Source organism: Peptococcaceae bacterium 1198_IL3148 (assembly GCA_036763105.1).
In the GTDB taxonomy this organism is placed as follows: domain Bacteria; phylum Bacillota; class Desulfotomaculia; order Desulfotomaculales; family Desulfohalotomaculaceae; genus JBAIYS01.
On sequence record JBAIYS010000002.1, the window covers coordinates 165662 to 179577 of the forward strand.

Annotated in this window: 27 protein-coding genes; all 27 read left to right on the forward strand. The window is 43.3% G+C overall.

Annotated features, from left to right (window positions below; genetic code table 11):
• Window positions 1-27: 27 nt before the first annotated feature.
• A complete protein-coding gene (locus V6C27_02740) occupies window positions 28-210 on the forward strand; it encodes a hypothetical protein (protein ID MEG6615347.1) in 183 nt (60 codons plus the stop codon).
• 10 nt (window positions 211-220) lie between these two features.
• Window positions 221-433, forward strand: coding sequence for a hypothetical protein (locus V6C27_02745; GenBank protein ID MEG6615348.1), 213 nt, complete (start codon window positions 221-223; stop codon window positions 431-433).
• Window positions 434-497: 64 nt separating this feature from the next.
• Entirely contained in the window at window positions 498-719 is a 222-nt protein-coding gene (locus V6C27_02750) for a hypothetical protein (protein ID MEG6615349.1), read from the forward strand.
• Window positions 720-781: 62 nt separating this feature from the next.
• Window positions 782-1363, forward strand: coding sequence for a hypothetical protein (locus V6C27_02755; protein ID MEG6615350.1), 582 nt, complete (start codon window positions 782-784; stop codon window positions 1361-1363).
• Between the two features lie 33 nt (window positions 1364-1396).
• Window positions 1397-1675: a hypothetical protein gene (locus tag V6C27_02760; GenBank protein MEG6615351.1), complete on the forward strand. Its 279-nt coding sequence runs from the start codon at window positions 1397-1399 to the stop codon at window positions 1673-1675.
• Window positions 1676-1800: 125 nt separating this feature from the next.
• On the forward strand, window positions 1801-3774 hold the full coding sequence (locus tag V6C27_02765; GenBank protein MEG6615352.1) for an AAA family ATPase: 1974 nt from the start codon (window positions 1801-1803) through the stop codon (window positions 3772-3774).
• A 171-nt stretch (window positions 3775-3945) separates the two neighbouring features.
• Window positions 3946-4527: a hypothetical protein gene (locus V6C27_02770; protein MEG6615353.1), complete on the forward strand. Its 582-nt coding sequence runs from the start codon at window positions 3946-3948 to the stop codon at window positions 4525-4527.
• A gap of 2 nt (window positions 4528-4529) precedes the next feature.
• The gene (locus V6C27_02775) at window positions 4530-5186 is read left to right on the forward strand and encodes a hypothetical protein (protein ID MEG6615354.1); all 657 of its coding nucleotides are present in this window, start codon (window positions 4530-4532) and stop codon (window positions 5184-5186) included.
• Window positions 5183-5890, forward strand: coding sequence for an MBL fold metallo-hydrolase (locus V6C27_02780; protein ID MEG6615355.1), 708 nt, complete (start codon window positions 5183-5185; stop codon window positions 5888-5890). Before V6C27_02775 ends, V6C27_02780 begins: the two co-directional genes overlap by 4 nt.
• A 340-nt stretch (window positions 5891-6230) precedes the next feature.
• Window positions 6231-6404: a hypothetical protein gene (locus V6C27_02785; protein ID MEG6615356.1), complete on the forward strand. Its 174-nt coding sequence runs from the start codon at window positions 6231-6233 to the stop codon at window positions 6402-6404.
• A complete protein-coding gene (locus V6C27_02790) occupies window positions 6391-6633 on the forward strand; it encodes a hypothetical protein (protein ID MEG6615357.1) in 243 nt (80 codons plus the stop codon). Before V6C27_02785 ends, V6C27_02790 begins: the two co-directional genes overlap by 14 nt.
• A 76-nt stretch (window positions 6634-6709) precedes the next feature.
• Window positions 6710-7240 (forward strand): hypothetical protein, encoded by a 531-nt coding sequence (locus V6C27_02795; protein ID MEG6615358.1) that lies wholly within the window; start codon window positions 6710-6712, stop codon window positions 7238-7240.
• 159 nt (window positions 7241-7399) lie between these two features.
• Window positions 7400-8170, forward strand: coding sequence for a DNA (cytosine-5-)-methyltransferase (dcm, locus tag V6C27_02800; protein MEG6615359.1), 771 nt, complete (start codon window positions 7400-7402; stop codon window positions 8168-8170).
• Entirely contained in the window at window positions 8171-8575 is a 405-nt protein-coding gene (locus V6C27_02805) for a 3D domain-containing protein (GenBank protein ID MEG6615360.1), read from the forward strand.
• 24 nt (window positions 8576-8599) lie between these two features.
• Window positions 8600-9406, forward strand: a complete 807-nt coding sequence (locus tag V6C27_02810; protein MEG6615361.1) for a DnaD domain protein — start codon at window positions 8600-8602, stop codon at window positions 9404-9406.
• Window positions 9406-9918 (forward strand): replicative helicase loader/inhibitor, encoded by a 513-nt coding sequence (locus V6C27_02815; protein ID MEG6615362.1) that lies wholly within the window; start codon window positions 9406-9408, stop codon window positions 9916-9918. Before V6C27_02810 ends, V6C27_02815 begins: the two co-directional genes overlap by 1 nt.
• A gap of 10 nt (window positions 9919-9928) precedes the next feature.
• On the forward strand, window positions 9929-10102 hold the full coding sequence (locus V6C27_02820) for a hypothetical protein (protein MEG6615363.1): 174 nt from the start codon (window positions 9929-9931) through the stop codon (window positions 10100-10102).
• Between the two features lie 182 nt (window positions 10103-10284).
• The gene (locus V6C27_02825; protein MEG6615364.1) at window positions 10285-10473 is read left to right on the forward strand and encodes a hypothetical protein; all 189 of its coding nucleotides are present in this window, start codon (window positions 10285-10287) and stop codon (window positions 10471-10473) included.
• Window positions 10452-10733 carry a hypothetical protein gene (locus V6C27_02830; protein MEG6615365.1) on the forward strand — a complete coding sequence of 94 codons (282 nt, stop codon included), beginning with the start codon at window positions 10452-10454 and terminating at the stop codon, window positions 10731-10733. The genes V6C27_02825 and V6C27_02830 overlap by 22 nt, the downstream gene beginning before the upstream one ends.
• Window positions 10733-11047 carry a hypothetical protein gene (locus V6C27_02835; protein MEG6615366.1) on the forward strand — a complete coding sequence of 105 codons (315 nt, stop codon included), beginning with the start codon at window positions 10733-10735 and terminating at the stop codon, window positions 11045-11047. Before V6C27_02830 ends, V6C27_02835 begins: the two co-directional genes overlap by 1 nt.
• 41 nt (window positions 11048-11088) lie before the next feature.
• On the forward strand, window positions 11089-11292 hold the full coding sequence (locus V6C27_02840; protein ID MEG6615367.1) for a hypothetical protein: 204 nt from the start codon (window positions 11089-11091) through the stop codon (window positions 11290-11292).
• Entirely contained in the window at window positions 11289-11681 is a 393-nt protein-coding gene (locus tag V6C27_02845) for a DUF1064 domain-containing protein (GenBank protein MEG6615368.1), read from the forward strand. The genes V6C27_02840 and V6C27_02845 overlap by 4 nt, the downstream gene beginning before the upstream one ends.
• 5 nt (window positions 11682-11686) lie before the next feature.
• Window positions 11687-11971 (forward strand): hypothetical protein, encoded by a 285-nt coding sequence (locus V6C27_02850; protein ID MEG6615369.1) that lies wholly within the window; start codon window positions 11687-11689, stop codon window positions 11969-11971.
• Window positions 11972-12160 (forward strand): hypothetical protein, encoded by a 189-nt coding sequence (locus V6C27_02855; GenBank protein ID MEG6615370.1) that lies wholly within the window; start codon window positions 11972-11974, stop codon window positions 12158-12160.
• Window positions 12161-12201: 41 nt separating this feature from the next.
• Window positions 12202-12519 (forward strand): DUF3307 domain-containing protein, encoded by a 318-nt coding sequence (locus V6C27_02860; GenBank protein MEG6615371.1) that lies wholly within the window; start codon window positions 12202-12204, stop codon window positions 12517-12519.
• 30 nt (window positions 12520-12549) lie between these two features.
• The gene (locus V6C27_02865) at window positions 12550-12738 is read left to right on the forward strand and encodes a hypothetical protein (protein ID MEG6615372.1); all 189 of its coding nucleotides are present in this window, start codon (window positions 12550-12552) and stop codon (window positions 12736-12738) included.
• Window positions 12739-13168: 430 nt separating this feature from the next.
• The gene (locus V6C27_02870; protein MEG6615373.1) at window positions 13169-13660 is read left to right on the forward strand and encodes a hypothetical protein; all 492 of its coding nucleotides are present in this window, start codon (window positions 13169-13171) and stop codon (window positions 13658-13660) included.
• Window positions 13661-13916 lie beyond the last annotated feature (256 nt).

A 13916-nucleotide genomic window follows, 5' to 3' on the forward strand; every position in this document is an offset into this window, starting at 1 on the left:
ACCACGGGTTAAGGGGGGTGATACAAAATGGATGCCGCTCGCATTGAACAACTCAAAGCGATGCTAGATGAAAAAGGCATCAAGTGGCCTAAAGGTATTTCTTATTCCGAAACATTTGAGCCTGACAGAGAGCGTGAGGTTAAGGCACTACGGATTGTCAAAGCAATGCCAACGCCAAGCGAAAGGGCGGCTCAAAAAGAAGTGGGCTAGGGGGTGAAACATGGATCACGTTATTGACGGTATAAAAACGTTCCTCGAAATATCTATGGACTATCTTCGTGAAGAGTGGAGGTCAGGAGAATACAAAAAGTTATCTGACTGCCCTTCATATCTGGAGTGTAAAGCCATGGTTGATGCTATTCACATTTTAGAAAAATATTACTATGGTGAACACAAAACAATGTCGGTCAGAGATAACATCATGTTTGATTAGAGAAGGGAGGGACAAGTTCCCGGCCACCGGCGCTAAGTAAACCGGGTTGGAAGGTGGTGTGTGAGTGGATGATCTTAACGCATTGGCGAAACGGATTGAAGAAACAAAGGGTAAGTTAACTGCAAAGATTAGTTTTATTAACAACTTGTTGGGGTCTAAAAATGCAAAGCGCCAAATTGATGAGGCACTGAGGGATCTATATAACATCAGGGTTGAGCTAGATTGCTTAAAGCATGATTACAACAATTTATGTATTCAACTTAATTCTACTGTTAAAACTGCATAATTACCATGTCACTTTTTGCCCATATTTTACTGCAAATATGTCGCCAAAGGGAGGGGTAATACATGGATGTTGACTACCAACATTACATGAAACTAAGCAATAATACTATTGAGGGGACTGCTGTTGATCTTGGCGTTTCAGCAAGGCAACTTCAGCGGTATCTTAAGTACGAATCGATATTGCCAGATGACAAGGTATTAAAAATGGCATACATATTTGGACCAGTTGCTGCATCAATGCCATTTGAGCATTTTACGCACGAAAGCGATATAGGTAAACGACTTTACCCAGCACCATTAAATAATATTGATAATACATTTCCGGCTTTCTGCTTTAAAGCTGTTGAGGAACAAGAAGAAATGATTGATGCACTGCAAGCAATGTGTCGGATGGTTTTAAATAACCGGCTAATGACAGGCCATGAGGTAGAAAAATTCGATCGGTTATTTAATGAGGTTTTAGATGTAGAGCAACTTTGTTTAGAGATAAAGATTAAATATGCAAGATTAAGAGGGTTAGCAGCGCTAGAGGAAAGGGTAAGAGCACATAAACGTAAGGTCATTGAACGTGGATATCACTTAGAACAAAAAGAAAAACAGCCTGCTCTCGTGGCGGAGAGACAAGCTGCATACAAATTTGCTTAACGGAATTATACCATAAACGAGGTGGTGTTAACAATGGCAGTTAATGCGGAAGATATCCGACCGATTTATATTTGTGCAGTTTGCAAGAGAGATATCTACCCATGTAGTGATAGATATAAGTATGTCGGCATGTTTTTTTGCGATGACCCAGAGTGCTTGGCTAAAGCAGCCAAGCTTGAAGAAGCGAGAACAACTTGCTTTATATGTGGCAATGATTTAGCTGAAGAACAGCACTACACAATTAATGGAAAGCCATTTTGTAAACGTGTGGATTGTATAGCAAAAGCCATCGGAGCAAGACGTATTGATTGATTCTTAGCCGGCTGGGGGTTCGGACGGCTAATTAAAACTAGGGCAGGCCCGTTAATCCGCTAAAGCTTCGGGGGATCTTTTGTTAAGTCAAAATCAACATCGGGCCTGCAAGGAGGTTTGTGAAATTGAAACTATTACAACTGGTGCTTAATAATTTCAAGGGTATAAGACACTTTGTTTTAGATACACAGGGCGGCAACGTTGACGTTTTTGGTGACAATGCTACCGGTAAAACAACTTTATTTGACGCTTTCTTATGGCTGCTGTTTGACAAAGATAGTCAGAATAAAAAAGACTTCGATATCAAAACATTGGATGATAGCGGCCAACCATATCATGGTTTGGACCATGAGGTTGAAGCAATATTTGATATCAATGGCAAGCAGTTAACCCTTCGTAAGGTCTACGCTGAAAAATGGACTAAAAAGCGCGGTTCTGCAACACGTGAATTCGCTGGACACACCACAGATTATTACATCGATGGGGTGCCAACGGGAACCAAGAAAGAATTCGTTGATAAGGTGGCTGAGATTGCTAACGAGGACATTTTTAAACTACTCACTAACCCATCCTATTTTAATACCCAACTACATTGGCAGGAACGCCGTAAAATCCTCCTGGAAGTTTGCGGGGATGTATCAGATGCTGATGTTATCGCCAGCGACAAGTCCCTGGCAGAACTCCCGGGAATCCTCCAAGGCCGGAAGCTAGAAGACCATCGCAAGGTTATAGTAGCTCGCAGGGCTGAAATAAATAAGGAACTGGAACGCATACCGGTACGCATCGATGAAGTTCAGCGGAACTTACCGGACATAAGCACTATAATTCCTGAGGCGCTAGTAGATGACATGGAAAAACTTAGAGCTGAACGGCAACAAAAAGAACAAGAGCTCTCCCGCATTGAATCAGGTGGAGAAATTGCAGAAAAGCGCCTGCAACTACGGGTGGTTGAATCAGAACTGGTTCAATTAAAAAACCAACACCGGTCCCAAGTGGATGAAATATTGGGAGAAAAGCAGCGTAAGCTTAGCACCTTGAAAGGGCAGATTTATGAATTTAATAATGCAATTAGCAGGCTGGCAAGACAAAAAGAAAATTGTTTGGCAGACATTGCTCGGTTAGAGGACGAGAATGCTAGGTCTCGTGACTACTGGTTTGTTGTTAATGAACGGAAGTTTGAGTTTGAGCAGAGCGATACCTGCCCCACCTGTGGCCAATCATTGCCACAAGAAAAACTGGATGCAGCACGCGAGAAAGCACTGGCTAAGTTTAACTTGGATAAAGCGACCGAGCTGGAGGCTATTTCGGCTGATGGTAAAAAGAATAATGCTCGCATAGTGGAGCTACAAAAAGAAGTAACTGAGTTAGACAAAAAAATTGACACGGTTACCACAGATATTGCAAACACCGAGAAGCTGGTGAGCGACCTGCAGAAAGAAATAGATGCACTGCTAGCTAGTATTAAAAATATCGAAGAAACCCCAGCTTATGCTGAAAAGATACAACAGAAGGAAACTTTAGAACAAGCTATTACAACTCTGCAGGAAGATAACACTGAAGCTATTTCCAAGGTTAAGCAGGAAATAAAAGTGATAGATGATGCTATTGCCGCTATTGAAGAATCGATTGCCAAGGTTAAACAGCACGAACAGGGTAATAAGCGGATTGAGGAATTGAAGGAACAAGAACGGGCGCTGGCCAGTGAGTTTGAACGGTTAGAGCAGGAACTATACCTCACAGAACAGTTTATCCGTTCAAAAGTTAGCCTGCTGGAAGAAAAGATCAACAATTGCTTTAAGCTTGCCAGATTTAAACTCTTTGAAACACAGATTAATGGTGGTGTAGTTGAATGTTGCGAAACTATGTATCAAGGGGTACCGTACTCAAGCTTAAACAATGCGGCCCGCATAAATGTGGGGCTCGATATTATAAACACGCTGTCAGCCCATTACAACTTCACAGCTCCAATATTTATCGATAATGCTGAGGCTGTGACTAAGCTTATTGAGACCAAAGGACAGGTTATTAACTTGATAGTAAGTGAGGCGGACAAGAAACTTCGCGTAGAATATAAAACCGCCATGAAGGAGGCAGTTTAAATGAGTGAAACCAACAAGCTGACGGAAACCTCAAAAGCTGAGATAATCCCTGGATTTAGTAATCTACAAAGTTTTGAGCTTGCACAAAGGGCAGCGACACTACTTTCAAAATCTTCGTTGGTACCGAAGGAGTACCAGGGGAACCTCCCTAACTGCGTGATAGCGCTGAATATGGCAAGTAGGATGGGCGCAGATCCGTTGATGGTTATGCAGAACCTGTACATCGTTCATGGCCGTCCGGGTTGGTCTAGTCAGTTTTTAATCTCTACATTTAATACTTCGGGACGTTTCTCGGCATTGCGGTACGAGTGGGTTGGCAAGCAAGAAACAGATGAATATGGTTGCAAAGCTTGGGCTATTGAAAAAGCAACAGGTGAAAAGCTGGAAGGTTCTGTGATAACTATCGGCATGGCCAAAAAAGAAGGCTGGTACGGTAAAAACGGTAGTAAGTGGCAGACCATGCCCCAGCAAATGCTAATGTATCGGGCTGCTAGTTGGTTTATCAGAGCATATGCACCGGAGCTGGCAATGGGCATGCACACTGCAGAGGAAATCGTAGATACCATTGAATTAGATACTAACAGTTATGAGGTTAGAACTGAGCAAGAGATACGAGAAAACGCCAACAGTGAAACCATTGATATCGAAAGTACTGATGAAAATGAATCGACACCTGATAAAAAAGCAAATGTTCAAAGCAATAGTGAAGAACAGCAAGGGATGTTTGATTCTAAAGAGGGACCAGGGTTTTAGTTATGGGTAAACGGCGAATAGAAGTAGCACATGGTGATAGATATGGAAAGCTTACTGTTATAAAGGAAACATCGCCATATCAGTGGTCTAAATATAAACACCGTATGGTTTTGTGTAAATGCGATTGTGGCAATGAAACAACAGTAAGGCTTGAGTATCTTAGAAGCGGCCACACAAAAAGTTGCGGATGTAATCTAAAAACTGTTTCTGCCAAAGTTAGAATAACCCATGGAAGCAGTAATACTAGACTGCATGGTATATGGGCAGGCATGTTATCTCGATGCCGAAATAAAAACAGCAAAAGCTACAAGAATTACGGTGCGATTGGTATTTCTGTTTGTGATGAATGGCTGGATTTTGAAACATTTCAAAAGTGGGCATTGACGAATGGATATCGCCAAAACCTAACAATCGAACGCATTGACAACAGCGTTGGATATAATCCAGGTAACTGTACGTGGGTTACAAAAAGTGAGCAATCTAAAAATCGAAGGTGCTGCAGATATATTACGTACAAAGGCAAAACAAAAATAATACAGCAATGGGCTGATGAACTAGGAATAAATGCCGAAACGTTGCGCGGTAGGTTGTTGAGAGGGTGGAGCATAGATGAGGCTTTTAATACCCCTGTACAAAAAGGTACTGGTGTTAGCAAATGATCAACTTCACTCCATATGCAAGCAGTAGCAAGGCTAATATGTATACGGTTGATGATGGGAAAACAAAGCTTTTGATTGAAATGGGCCTGCCAATTAAGGAGATAAAGAGAGAGCTCGGTTTTGGACTATCAGAAATATCTTTTGCCTTACTTACCCACAGCCACAATGACCATTGTAAAGCAGCCAAGGACATAATTAAGGCCGGGATAGACGTGTATACATCCCAGGGCACAATAGATGCCCTGGGATTATCCGGACACCGAGTTCATGCGGTGGAAAGTAAAAAACAATTTAAAGTCGGAAGTTGGACAGTGTTGCCTCTTGAATCGCAACACGATGCCCCAGAACCACTTTGCTTTCTCTTAGCAAACTCAGCAGGCGAGAAACTTTTATTTGCTACGGACACTTATTACTTAAGATATAAATTTGTTGGATTAAACGTTATTGCTATCGAATGCAACTATTCACTAGATATTCTCAGAGCAAACGTAGATAGTGGCACAGTTCCGCTAACGCTAAAAAACAGATTATTAAACAGCCATTTTAGTTTGGACAACGTTAAAGAGTTTCTAAAAGCCAATGACCTAAGCAAAGTACAGGAAATATGGTTATTGCACTTGAGTGATGGAAATAGTGATGCGGAACGGTTTAAGCGTGAAATACAAGAGCTTACTGGCAAGGTGGTGTTTGTGGCCGGTGAGTAACATCTCACCGTTGCGAAGGGGTGGATAAAATTGAACTTAAAAGATATTGATTCGAAAATCAACGAATTAACTAAGAAACTAACGCCGTTAAATAAGGAATTGGATGCAATTGAGAATGAAATCGAGATATTGGAAATGCATTGTGTGATGAGTGTAAATCTTATTGGGTAACATACAGAAAAATGAAACCTACTCATAAATGTGTTAATTGCGGTAATTTTATCGTTGCTCCTACCAACGATAAATGTGCATGTGGTGGAATTTTTATTGAAATATAGCGTGAAATAATAGACTAGAACATGATAACTCGTCGGATAAAGTTACAAGAGGAGGGAGTTTCATGGCAAGTGGTCCTAATTTGGAAGAAAAGAAACTTTTGCTCAGGTACGGACTGAGACCAAATGAATGGTTAGTTATAAAGAGACCACCGAATGGTGAGTTACACCTAAGACATCGTGTTACTAGACGAAAAATGGTTTTATCGAAAGATGGTGGCGGCAATGCAGCCAGCTAGAGTAGAGGATGCTAGGCCGGAAGTAACTCAACAGGGCAATGTATATTACTTGCAGTACCGTCCGCATCAGCAGGAAGCAAAACAGCGTCGGCGGGTGTGGAAACCACTTAACAGGTTGCAGACGTGGTTGGAAGGTGAGGACAAGCTATCGGCAAAAGTGGGTTCCTATGGGGTGCTGGCGGTGGTTGTAGTGTACTTTGTTTGGCAGGTGGTGCGAGCGTATGGTTAAAGAGATACCGATGCTTTTTAACACCGATATGGTTCGGGCTATATTGGGCGGGCGCAAGACACAGACTAGGCGGATCATGAAACCACAACCACCAGGGTGGATAGATAGCTTCGGATTTTCGTTTTTTACACCTGGCGGACATATCTCTGGACGTGGATATTGTGAAAGTGAAGGACCGGGAGAGAAGTTTTTTAAACTCCCTTGCCAAGTTGGCGATATCCTCTGGGTGCGGGAAACTTGGTGTATTGATGATTTAACACCTGACGATATTTACTACCGAGCTGATTATACCGACAGAGAGGCAAAGGAGTTATTTGGTGACACAGGGTTGTATTGGCGCCCAAGCATCCATATGCCCCGCAAGGTGGCGCGACTGTTTTTGAGAGTGACAAACGTCAGAGTAGAGCGGTTGCAGGACATAACGGAAGGAGATGCTCGGGTAGAAGGGTTTCGGGATAGTTTTGATCTTTTAAGCGATACTTTTTATCCTTGCGGGTATCATTTTGTTGAAACTTGGGACAGCATCTACGCAAAGCAAGGTTATAGCTGGGATGCTAACCCTTGGGTATGGGTGATTGAGTTTGAGCGGGTGAAGGGAAATGTATAGCCACCCAAGCTATGCTAGGCAGTATAAGGCAAAGGCAACTAACGAGCTATTAACACCGCCGCCGGGCACCTGCTGGTCTCCAGTGCGGTTACTGGATCATAACTGCGGTGGGTGTAAGTACTTTGAAAATTGTACACATAAGAAAAAGCGGGTGATTTAATGCTAACGCACCTCAGTTTATTTACAGGTATCGGTGGTATAGATTTAGCAGCAGAATGGGCAGGGTTTGAAACAGTTGGACAAGTTGAATTTGCTGACTATCCAACTAAGGTATTAGAAAAACACTGGCCCGATGTGCCGAGGTGGAGGGATATTAGAACGGTCACAAAGGAGAGTTTTTATGGAAAAACAGGATTGCGAACAGTTGACCTTATTACGGGGGGGTTCCCGTGCCAGCCATTTAGCGTTGCCGGTCGGAGAAAAGGAAAAGAAGATGACCGCTATTTGTGGCCAGAGATGCTCGGAGTTATCAGAATGTTACAGCCCTCTTGGGTGCTTGCTGAAAATGTTGCAGGGCTACTCTCTATTGATGACGGAAAGCGAATCAGCGAAATCAAACAATCTTTGGAAAGCGAAAACTACGAAACAACAATTATCTTATCACCAGCATGTAACTATGGGGCGCCTTTTGAGGGGAAACGAGTTTTCATCGTTGCCACGTCCAAGAGTGGCAGATACAGAGGGCGCACCAGTAAAAAATGCGGAATTAAACAACGGTTGTTGGTCAAGGATGAACAACAAAGGTATCCGGCATGGGGTGAAGCTGAAAGACGCCTTGTTCAAACTATACGGTGTCAAGAAGCCTTACCCAGCAATTTACGAAGCGATTATGGGTTTCCCGATTGGGTGGACCGAATTAAATGCCTAGGCAATGCAGTAGTACCGCAACAGGTATACCCAATACTAAAAGCTATCGCGGAGGTTAGTTAAGTGACTAGGTTAATACTGACCCTAGTTATCACTATCTTTGCTGTTTTATACACCCAGAGCCAACCACAATATACAGAGCAGGGCCCGCCGGTACCACAAGCAACAGAACCATCGCGGGGATCTGAACGAGTACAAACTTTAACGATGGAAGCCACAGCCTATTGCCACACTGGCAGCATGACATATACAGAGACCTGGCCGGTGGCCGGAAGAACCATTGCTGTAGATCCAGAGGTAATACCCCTTGGCTCACATGTATGGGTCGAAGGTTTTGGGTGGATGATAGCAGAGGACACCGGTGGAGCGATCAAAGGCAACATAATTGATATTTATATGGACACCAGGGAAGAGGCCCTGCAGTGGGGCAGGCGTGATGTTTTAGTCATAATCCCAGAACAACCTTAATTATTAGCAGACTGAGGTGTAATTATGAATTACCTGACAGAGATTTTAGCTTTTACCGAATGGAAGGAAGTAAACCAGCTTCCTGCCAGTGCAATTGCATTATGGTATGAATTGATGGCCATTTGTAATAAGACTGGGTGGCGGCAGGAATTTACTGTTCCAAACGGTTTGCTACAAATCAAGGCTGGAATTAGCAGAAAAGAGTTTGATAGAGCTCGGCAACTGCTTATCCAGGCTGGCAGGATTCAATACAAAAAATCAGGCCGAGTAAATCAGGCAGGTAAATATATATTAATTCCGTTTGTTCAAAAGGGGCAACAGAAGGGACAACAAACGGTACAACAGGAAGGGCAACAGAAGGGGCAACGAATGGAACACAGCGGGGGCAACGAGAGGGGAACATTATATAAACGTAAACTAAAACAAAACATAAATAATAATAATAATGACAATAACGCGCGCGAAGATTTTCAGATTTTAGCAATCTTCGAAAAAGAATTTTCTCGTCCGTTGTCACCGATAGAAGTAGATCGCATTATGTACTGGTTAAATCAGGATCAGTTATCCGATGAGTTAATACTTGAGGCACTGAAACGTGCTGTGATGATGGGAAAGCTAAAATTCGGGTACATTGACGCTATTTTATTAGACTGGAGTAAAAATAATCTGCTTACTATCAGGGATATTCAGGAACGGGACAAGCAGTTTAAGGAGCGCAAGACAAAAACCAGTACAACAAACAAAAGCGGCAAAGATACCAAAAATGGTTTTGCTAGTAAAGTACCCAAGGCTTATGCAAGTCTTGAAGATTGGGCAGAGGAGGATTATTAATGACCAAATCTGAGATTAAAGTCTTACTACAGTGGGCTACAGCAAACTTCCCGAACATGCAGGAACGTGACATGAGACCAACGGCAGCACTCTGGGAAAAGATGTTGGCGGATATGCCTTACCACGTTGCAGAAAATGCACTCATGAAAGTGCTGGCTACAGCTAAGTTTTTTCCGACCGTTGCCGAGATACGTGCGGCTGCAGTAGAGATTACCCAACCGGCTATGCCTACGGCTGCAGAAGCATGGGGTGAGGTTGTTACGGCCATTAGCCGCTATGGCTACTATCGGGAGGTTGAGGCTTTAGAAAGCTTATCGCCTACGGTGGCCCAGGTTGTGCGCTTTATCGGCTGGAAAGATATATGCACCAGTGAGGAACCGGACATTATTCGTGCACAGTTCCGCAAGGCCTACGAGACACATTCGGCTAGGGAGAGGGAAATGGCCCAAATACCAAGTGATGTTCGGCAATTAATTAGCTCGGTTGTAAAAGCGTTGCCAAGTATCAATTAGGGGGTTGAGTGTGAAACAGGCTGTAATTGAATACTGCAATAAAAATGCTGCAGTACTAGAGCGGATGACAACACCTGAGATAGCCAGACACCTTAAAACGCAGTTCCCAAAGACACCGGTGATGGTAATTGTAAGTGCTTTGGGTGAGTGGTGTACAGAGTACCGGCCTAAGATAGCAGGCTAACCGCATGGATTGCCAGTTAGCTTTAAGCATAGCCGGGAAACTAGCGCTGACTGTTCAGTGTTGCCCAAGGTGCGGTAAACGGTCAGTGCAGACGTTACCGGCCGTTAGGCTGGATTATTAGCGGTGCCAGTGGTGTGGGTACCGCTGGTGCAAAATAAATAAACTTAAGCAGGTGAGTGTCTATGGCAAAGAAAGTTAATGCTCAAAGAAAGGGCAAAAAGCACATAACCCATGCTGAACAGTTCGCCAATCCTATCTATGCGGTGGACGAGCACGGCAAGGTGGTAGTGGATCGGTACTGGGACGTGGTGACCGAGGGCTATACAAAAGGAGCACCGGAGGAAGTGCAATGGCCGCAAAAGATAGCTTAAAGCTGCGCCCCAAAGAAGAGTTAAAGATTGCCCTCTATGACTTGGACTTTAGCTGGTACCACTGGGAGATCGAGCAAGTCATAGAGCTTTGGAATGAAGGCGTCAGTATCGAAGACATTGCACTCCAAGTCAGGCCTGCCAAGAATGGTATAAAGACGCGGGACGATGCAGTGGATGAGGTTGCGCTGTTAATCATGCATCTGAGACGCCAGGGGATGATAAGGCATAGAACCGGCGGAGCATGGGGTGGTGACAAATAATGCAAAAACCACATAGGCAGCTGCGGGCAGTTAAATCAAAGCCAAGAAAATTCAACGGTAAGTGTGAAAGATGCGGTAGGCCAATATGCAGTTGTAAAGCTTATCGGTACTTCGATGACACCAATGCAGCGATAAGTAATTCCTCGCCCTGGCTTTGCGCTGATTGCTATCAGGAAAAATACGGGGTGAAGATCAAATCTGATGTTGAAGTGTACAAATCTAATTTAGTCAGCAAAGCGATTAGTTATACAAAAATGGGATACGCTTTCAACGGTGTTGATGACGTTATTAAATTTATTAGAGCGGTGAAATAGCATATGCGACTAAAAGGACATTTCAACAGTTAAAACATGTATTGTCTGAAGCAGTTGAGGTTGCTAAGGCCTGGGTGTGGTATCGCCTGGGCCTTGGCAGCAGACAGCGGGTGGATGAAGAAATGGCAGACCTGCTGCATAGTGCGGAGACTTACTTTCGCATCAGAGAGCGGGAAGGGTTGGATGTGCCGGCCACGTTTAGGTCAGTAGTGCGCAAGAATCAGAGCAGGGGGTACTACGAATGACGCGGATTAGCAGAAAAGAGGCTAGAAAGTTAGGTATTAGCCTCCCGCAACTGAAAAAATCAAAGTACGGATCGCGTAAGGTAGAGGTTGATGGCATCACCTTTGATAGCAAGAAAGAAGCTAACAAGTACTGTGAGCTAAAGATGCTTAAGGCGGCTGGGAAAATTGCAGGCTTTAACTTACAACCAGAGTTCGAGCTTCAACCGGGGTACCACGATAAAAATGGTAAGTGGATAAAGCCGATTAAGTACAGGGCTGATTTTGAGGTGTTTTACCCGGACGGCCGGGTAGTTGTGATCGACACGAAGGGATTTAAGACTAAAGAGTATTTGCTAAAAAAGAAAATGCTGCTATATCGGTACCTAAACTTAGAGTTTGTCGAGGAGTGATTAGCATGGCGGTGGTAAAGACAAGATGTCACCGGGTAATCATAACAGACCACGCATGGCAGCGGTGGCAAGAACGAGCCGGGATCAAAATAAAGCGGGATAAATTAACTAAGCTGCTAACTGCCAAATTAAATACAGCCCTAGCGGTTGGTTTAAAGATAGATCATACCGGAGCCGGATGGCTAATGCTTGACCAGTGGCTATGGGCTAACGTGAGGGTTACAGATAGAGGCTGGGTAGTGACTACGTTTATCAACTGGCGCAATGAAACTATGGAGTGGGTGGTTTAGATGGTATTTAGCTTTGGTTCGTTCTTGGCGGGTGCCACGGTTGCGTTAATGGCTGGAATGGCCATTGTGGGACTGGCATCAACAGAGAGCAAGTGCAACACTTGCGGGTGGCGCAATGGTTGCCAGCAGTTGGGCGCAGAAGATGATTGTAAGCGGAATGGGTATGAGTACTGGGAGCCGGTGGAGTAGTGCGCATTCTGTCAAAAATATGTAATAGAAAGGATTAAAAAATGGAAAATGTTTTATGGGTTTTACTTGCCCATTATGTAGCTGATTACCCCTTACAAGGAGATTTTTTGGCACAAACAAAAGGTAAGTATTGGTATAGCTTGTTGGCACACAGTATGATATATGCTTTATGTGTTAGTTTATGCTTTGAGTTACTTGGAGTATTTGCCACGTGGAAGTTCTATGTTTTATTCGTTAGTCATGTATTTATCGACTATAGAAAAGCAACTGCAAAAAATAAAGAAAAAGCATTAACAACATATCTGTATATAGACCAAAGCTTGCATATAACAATTAACTTTTTGTTGTATGTCGCATAACCAATAATGTTGCGAAGGAGGTAAATGAGATTGGGTATTAGATGTCCGTTTTGCGGAGAAAAACTTGATATGGAATATTACCAAAGTGGCATTAAGGGGAAAATGGGTAAAACTGTTGTTTTCTGCAATAATGACAGATGCAATATTAAACCGTGCACAGATGCAACATCGCCATCTAAGGCTTTTAAAGAAGCAGAGTTATTTGGGAAAATCAAGTAATACACATTTCCAATAAAATCACGTAGCAAAAAGTTTCCGGTTGAAATCAAATTATAAAGGAGGGTACCTCCCTGGAATCCCTCAACAACCGGAATTATTATAACAAACTCAAGAGAGGGGGTGATTAAACCATAACTGACTAACGAGCATTAACTCACCATAACCAAATAACCTAGTAGGTGCACCGCGGATCGGGGGTTCGCCCGGCTTTAGTTAGCCGGTGCCTGATCCGTTGGCAAGTTTAGTAATAGTACAACCTGTGATACTACTTGCAATATTTGCTGGAGCTTGGGGGACTTCTCCACCCCCAGGCTATCCTTTTTAGTCAATCCCCACTGGGGTTTATATAGATTTTATTTAGGAGGTGGTCGAAATTAAGAAACATCCGTTATACCAGAAAGTTGAAGAGTTGCTGAAAGATTATAACTCAATGCAGGCGAGAGTTAAAAATCTAAAGTTAGACATAGAGCGACTAAATAAACCCATTCAGCAGGAGTCTGTTGACGAAACTATCGAAGGAATGTACTACACCAAAGCAGTGACCAGCGGGCCGCCTCCACCAGGGACTGTCGGTGATAGGACTGCAAGTGTGGCGTTATCTTTTAGGCGTGAGAACGAAGAAACAAATCATGATTCCGCATGGTTACAGATACATGAGAAGGCAGCTGTTGAAGAAGAGTTGGATAGGCTTCAGTGTTTGTTGGCCAAGGTAGATAATGCAATAGCTAGTTTGGAACCGATGCAAAGGGAAATAATTACTCTATTTTATATCAACAAGAAAAACTGGCCACAAATTACTATTGCATTACATGAAAAACATAAAGCATACTACAGTGAAAGGCATTGCAGGCGTGTTAAAGCTGCTGGCATTAAGTATATGATTAAATCTATGTTTGGTTATTCAGCTAAGGTCACTGCATGATGTCCGAAAAATGTCCGCTTTATGTCCGGTTTTGGTCCTAACAATGCTATATAATGACACTAATAGAAGTATGAACCGCCACAAGTTGGCGGTTTTTACATTAGAATATGACAAAGCTTTGCCAATCCGAAGCCCTAAGTTTAATGCTTAGGTTACTCATATAGGAGCGGTGGGGCTTTTTAGTTTGCCCGGAGCAAACAAGGCGGATTAGTCTGCTGGTAACTCCGGGGTCCCTTTGGGGCTAAACATCAATAGA

Excerpts from the sequence above, each read along its gene's own strand:
- V6C27_02790 (MEG6615357.1), top strand. The coding sequence starts at position 6,391 with ATGCAGCCAGCTAGAGTAGAGGATGCTAGGCCGGAAGTAACTCAACAG.
- V6C27_02755 (MEG6615350.1), top strand. The coding sequence starts at position 782 with ATGGATGTTGACTACCAACATTACATGAAACTAAGCAATAATACTATT.
- V6C27_02835 (MEG6615366.1), top strand. The coding sequence starts at position 10,733 with ATGCAAAAACCACATAGGCAGCTGCGGGCAGTTAAATCAAAGCCAAGA.
- V6C27_02770 (MEG6615353.1), top strand. The coding sequence starts at position 3,946 with ATGGCAAGTAGGATGGGCGCAGATCCGTTGATGGTTATGCAGAACCTG.
- V6C27_02845 (MEG6615368.1), top strand. The coding sequence starts at position 11,289 with ATGACGCGGATTAGCAGAAAAGAGGCTAGAAAGTTAGGTATTAGCCTC.
- V6C27_02810 (MEG6615361.1), top strand. The coding sequence starts at position 8,600 with ATGAATTACCTGACAGAGATTTTAGCTTTTACCGAATGGAAGGAAGTA.
- dcm (MEG6615359.1), top strand. The coding sequence starts at position 7,400 with ATGCTAACGCACCTCAGTTTATTTACAGGTATCGGTGGTATAGATTTA.
- V6C27_02795 (MEG6615358.1), top strand. The coding sequence starts at position 6,710 with ATGAAACCACAACCACCAGGGTGGATAGATAGCTTCGGATTTTCGTTT.
- V6C27_02760 (MEG6615351.1), top strand. The coding sequence starts at position 1,397 with ATGGCAGTTAATGCGGAAGATATCCGACCGATTTATATTTGTGCAGTT.
- V6C27_02825 (MEG6615364.1), top strand. The coding sequence starts at position 10,285 with ATGGCAAAGAAAGTTAATGCTCAAAGAAAGGGCAAAAAGCACATAACC.
- V6C27_02830 (MEG6615365.1), top strand. The coding sequence starts at position 10,452 with ATGGCCGCAAAAGATAGCTTAAAGCTGCGCCCCAAAGAAGAGTTAAAG.
- V6C27_02860 (MEG6615371.1), top strand. The coding sequence starts at position 12,202 with ATGGAAAATGTTTTATGGGTTTTACTTGCCCATTATGTAGCTGATTAC.
- V6C27_02780 (MEG6615355.1), top strand. The coding sequence starts at position 5,183 with ATGATCAACTTCACTCCATATGCAAGCAGTAGCAAGGCTAATATGTAT.
- V6C27_02775 (MEG6615354.1), top strand. The coding sequence starts at position 4,530 with ATGGGTAAACGGCGAATAGAAGTAGCACATGGTGATAGATATGGAAAG.
- V6C27_02785 (MEG6615356.1), top strand. The coding sequence starts at position 6,231 with ATGGCAAGTGGTCCTAATTTGGAAGAAAAGAAACTTTTGCTCAGGTAC.
- V6C27_02815 (MEG6615362.1), top strand. The coding sequence starts at position 9,406 with ATGACCAAATCTGAGATTAAAGTCTTACTACAGTGGGCTACAGCAAAC.
- V6C27_02870 (MEG6615373.1), top strand. The coding sequence starts at position 13,169 with ATGCAGGCGAGAGTTAAAAATCTAAAGTTAGACATAGAGCGACTAAAT.
- V6C27_02745 (MEG6615348.1), top strand. The coding sequence starts at position 221 with ATGGATCACGTTATTGACGGTATAAAAACGTTCCTCGAAATATCTATG.
- V6C27_02740 (MEG6615347.1), top strand. The coding sequence starts at position 28 with ATGGATGCCGCTCGCATTGAACAACTCAAAGCGATGCTAGATGAAAAA.
- V6C27_02855 (MEG6615370.1), top strand. The coding sequence starts at position 11,972 with ATGGTATTTAGCTTTGGTTCGTTCTTGGCGGGTGCCACGGTTGCGTTA.
- V6C27_02850 (MEG6615369.1), top strand. The coding sequence starts at position 11,687 with ATGGCGGTGGTAAAGACAAGATGTCACCGGGTAATCATAACAGACCAC.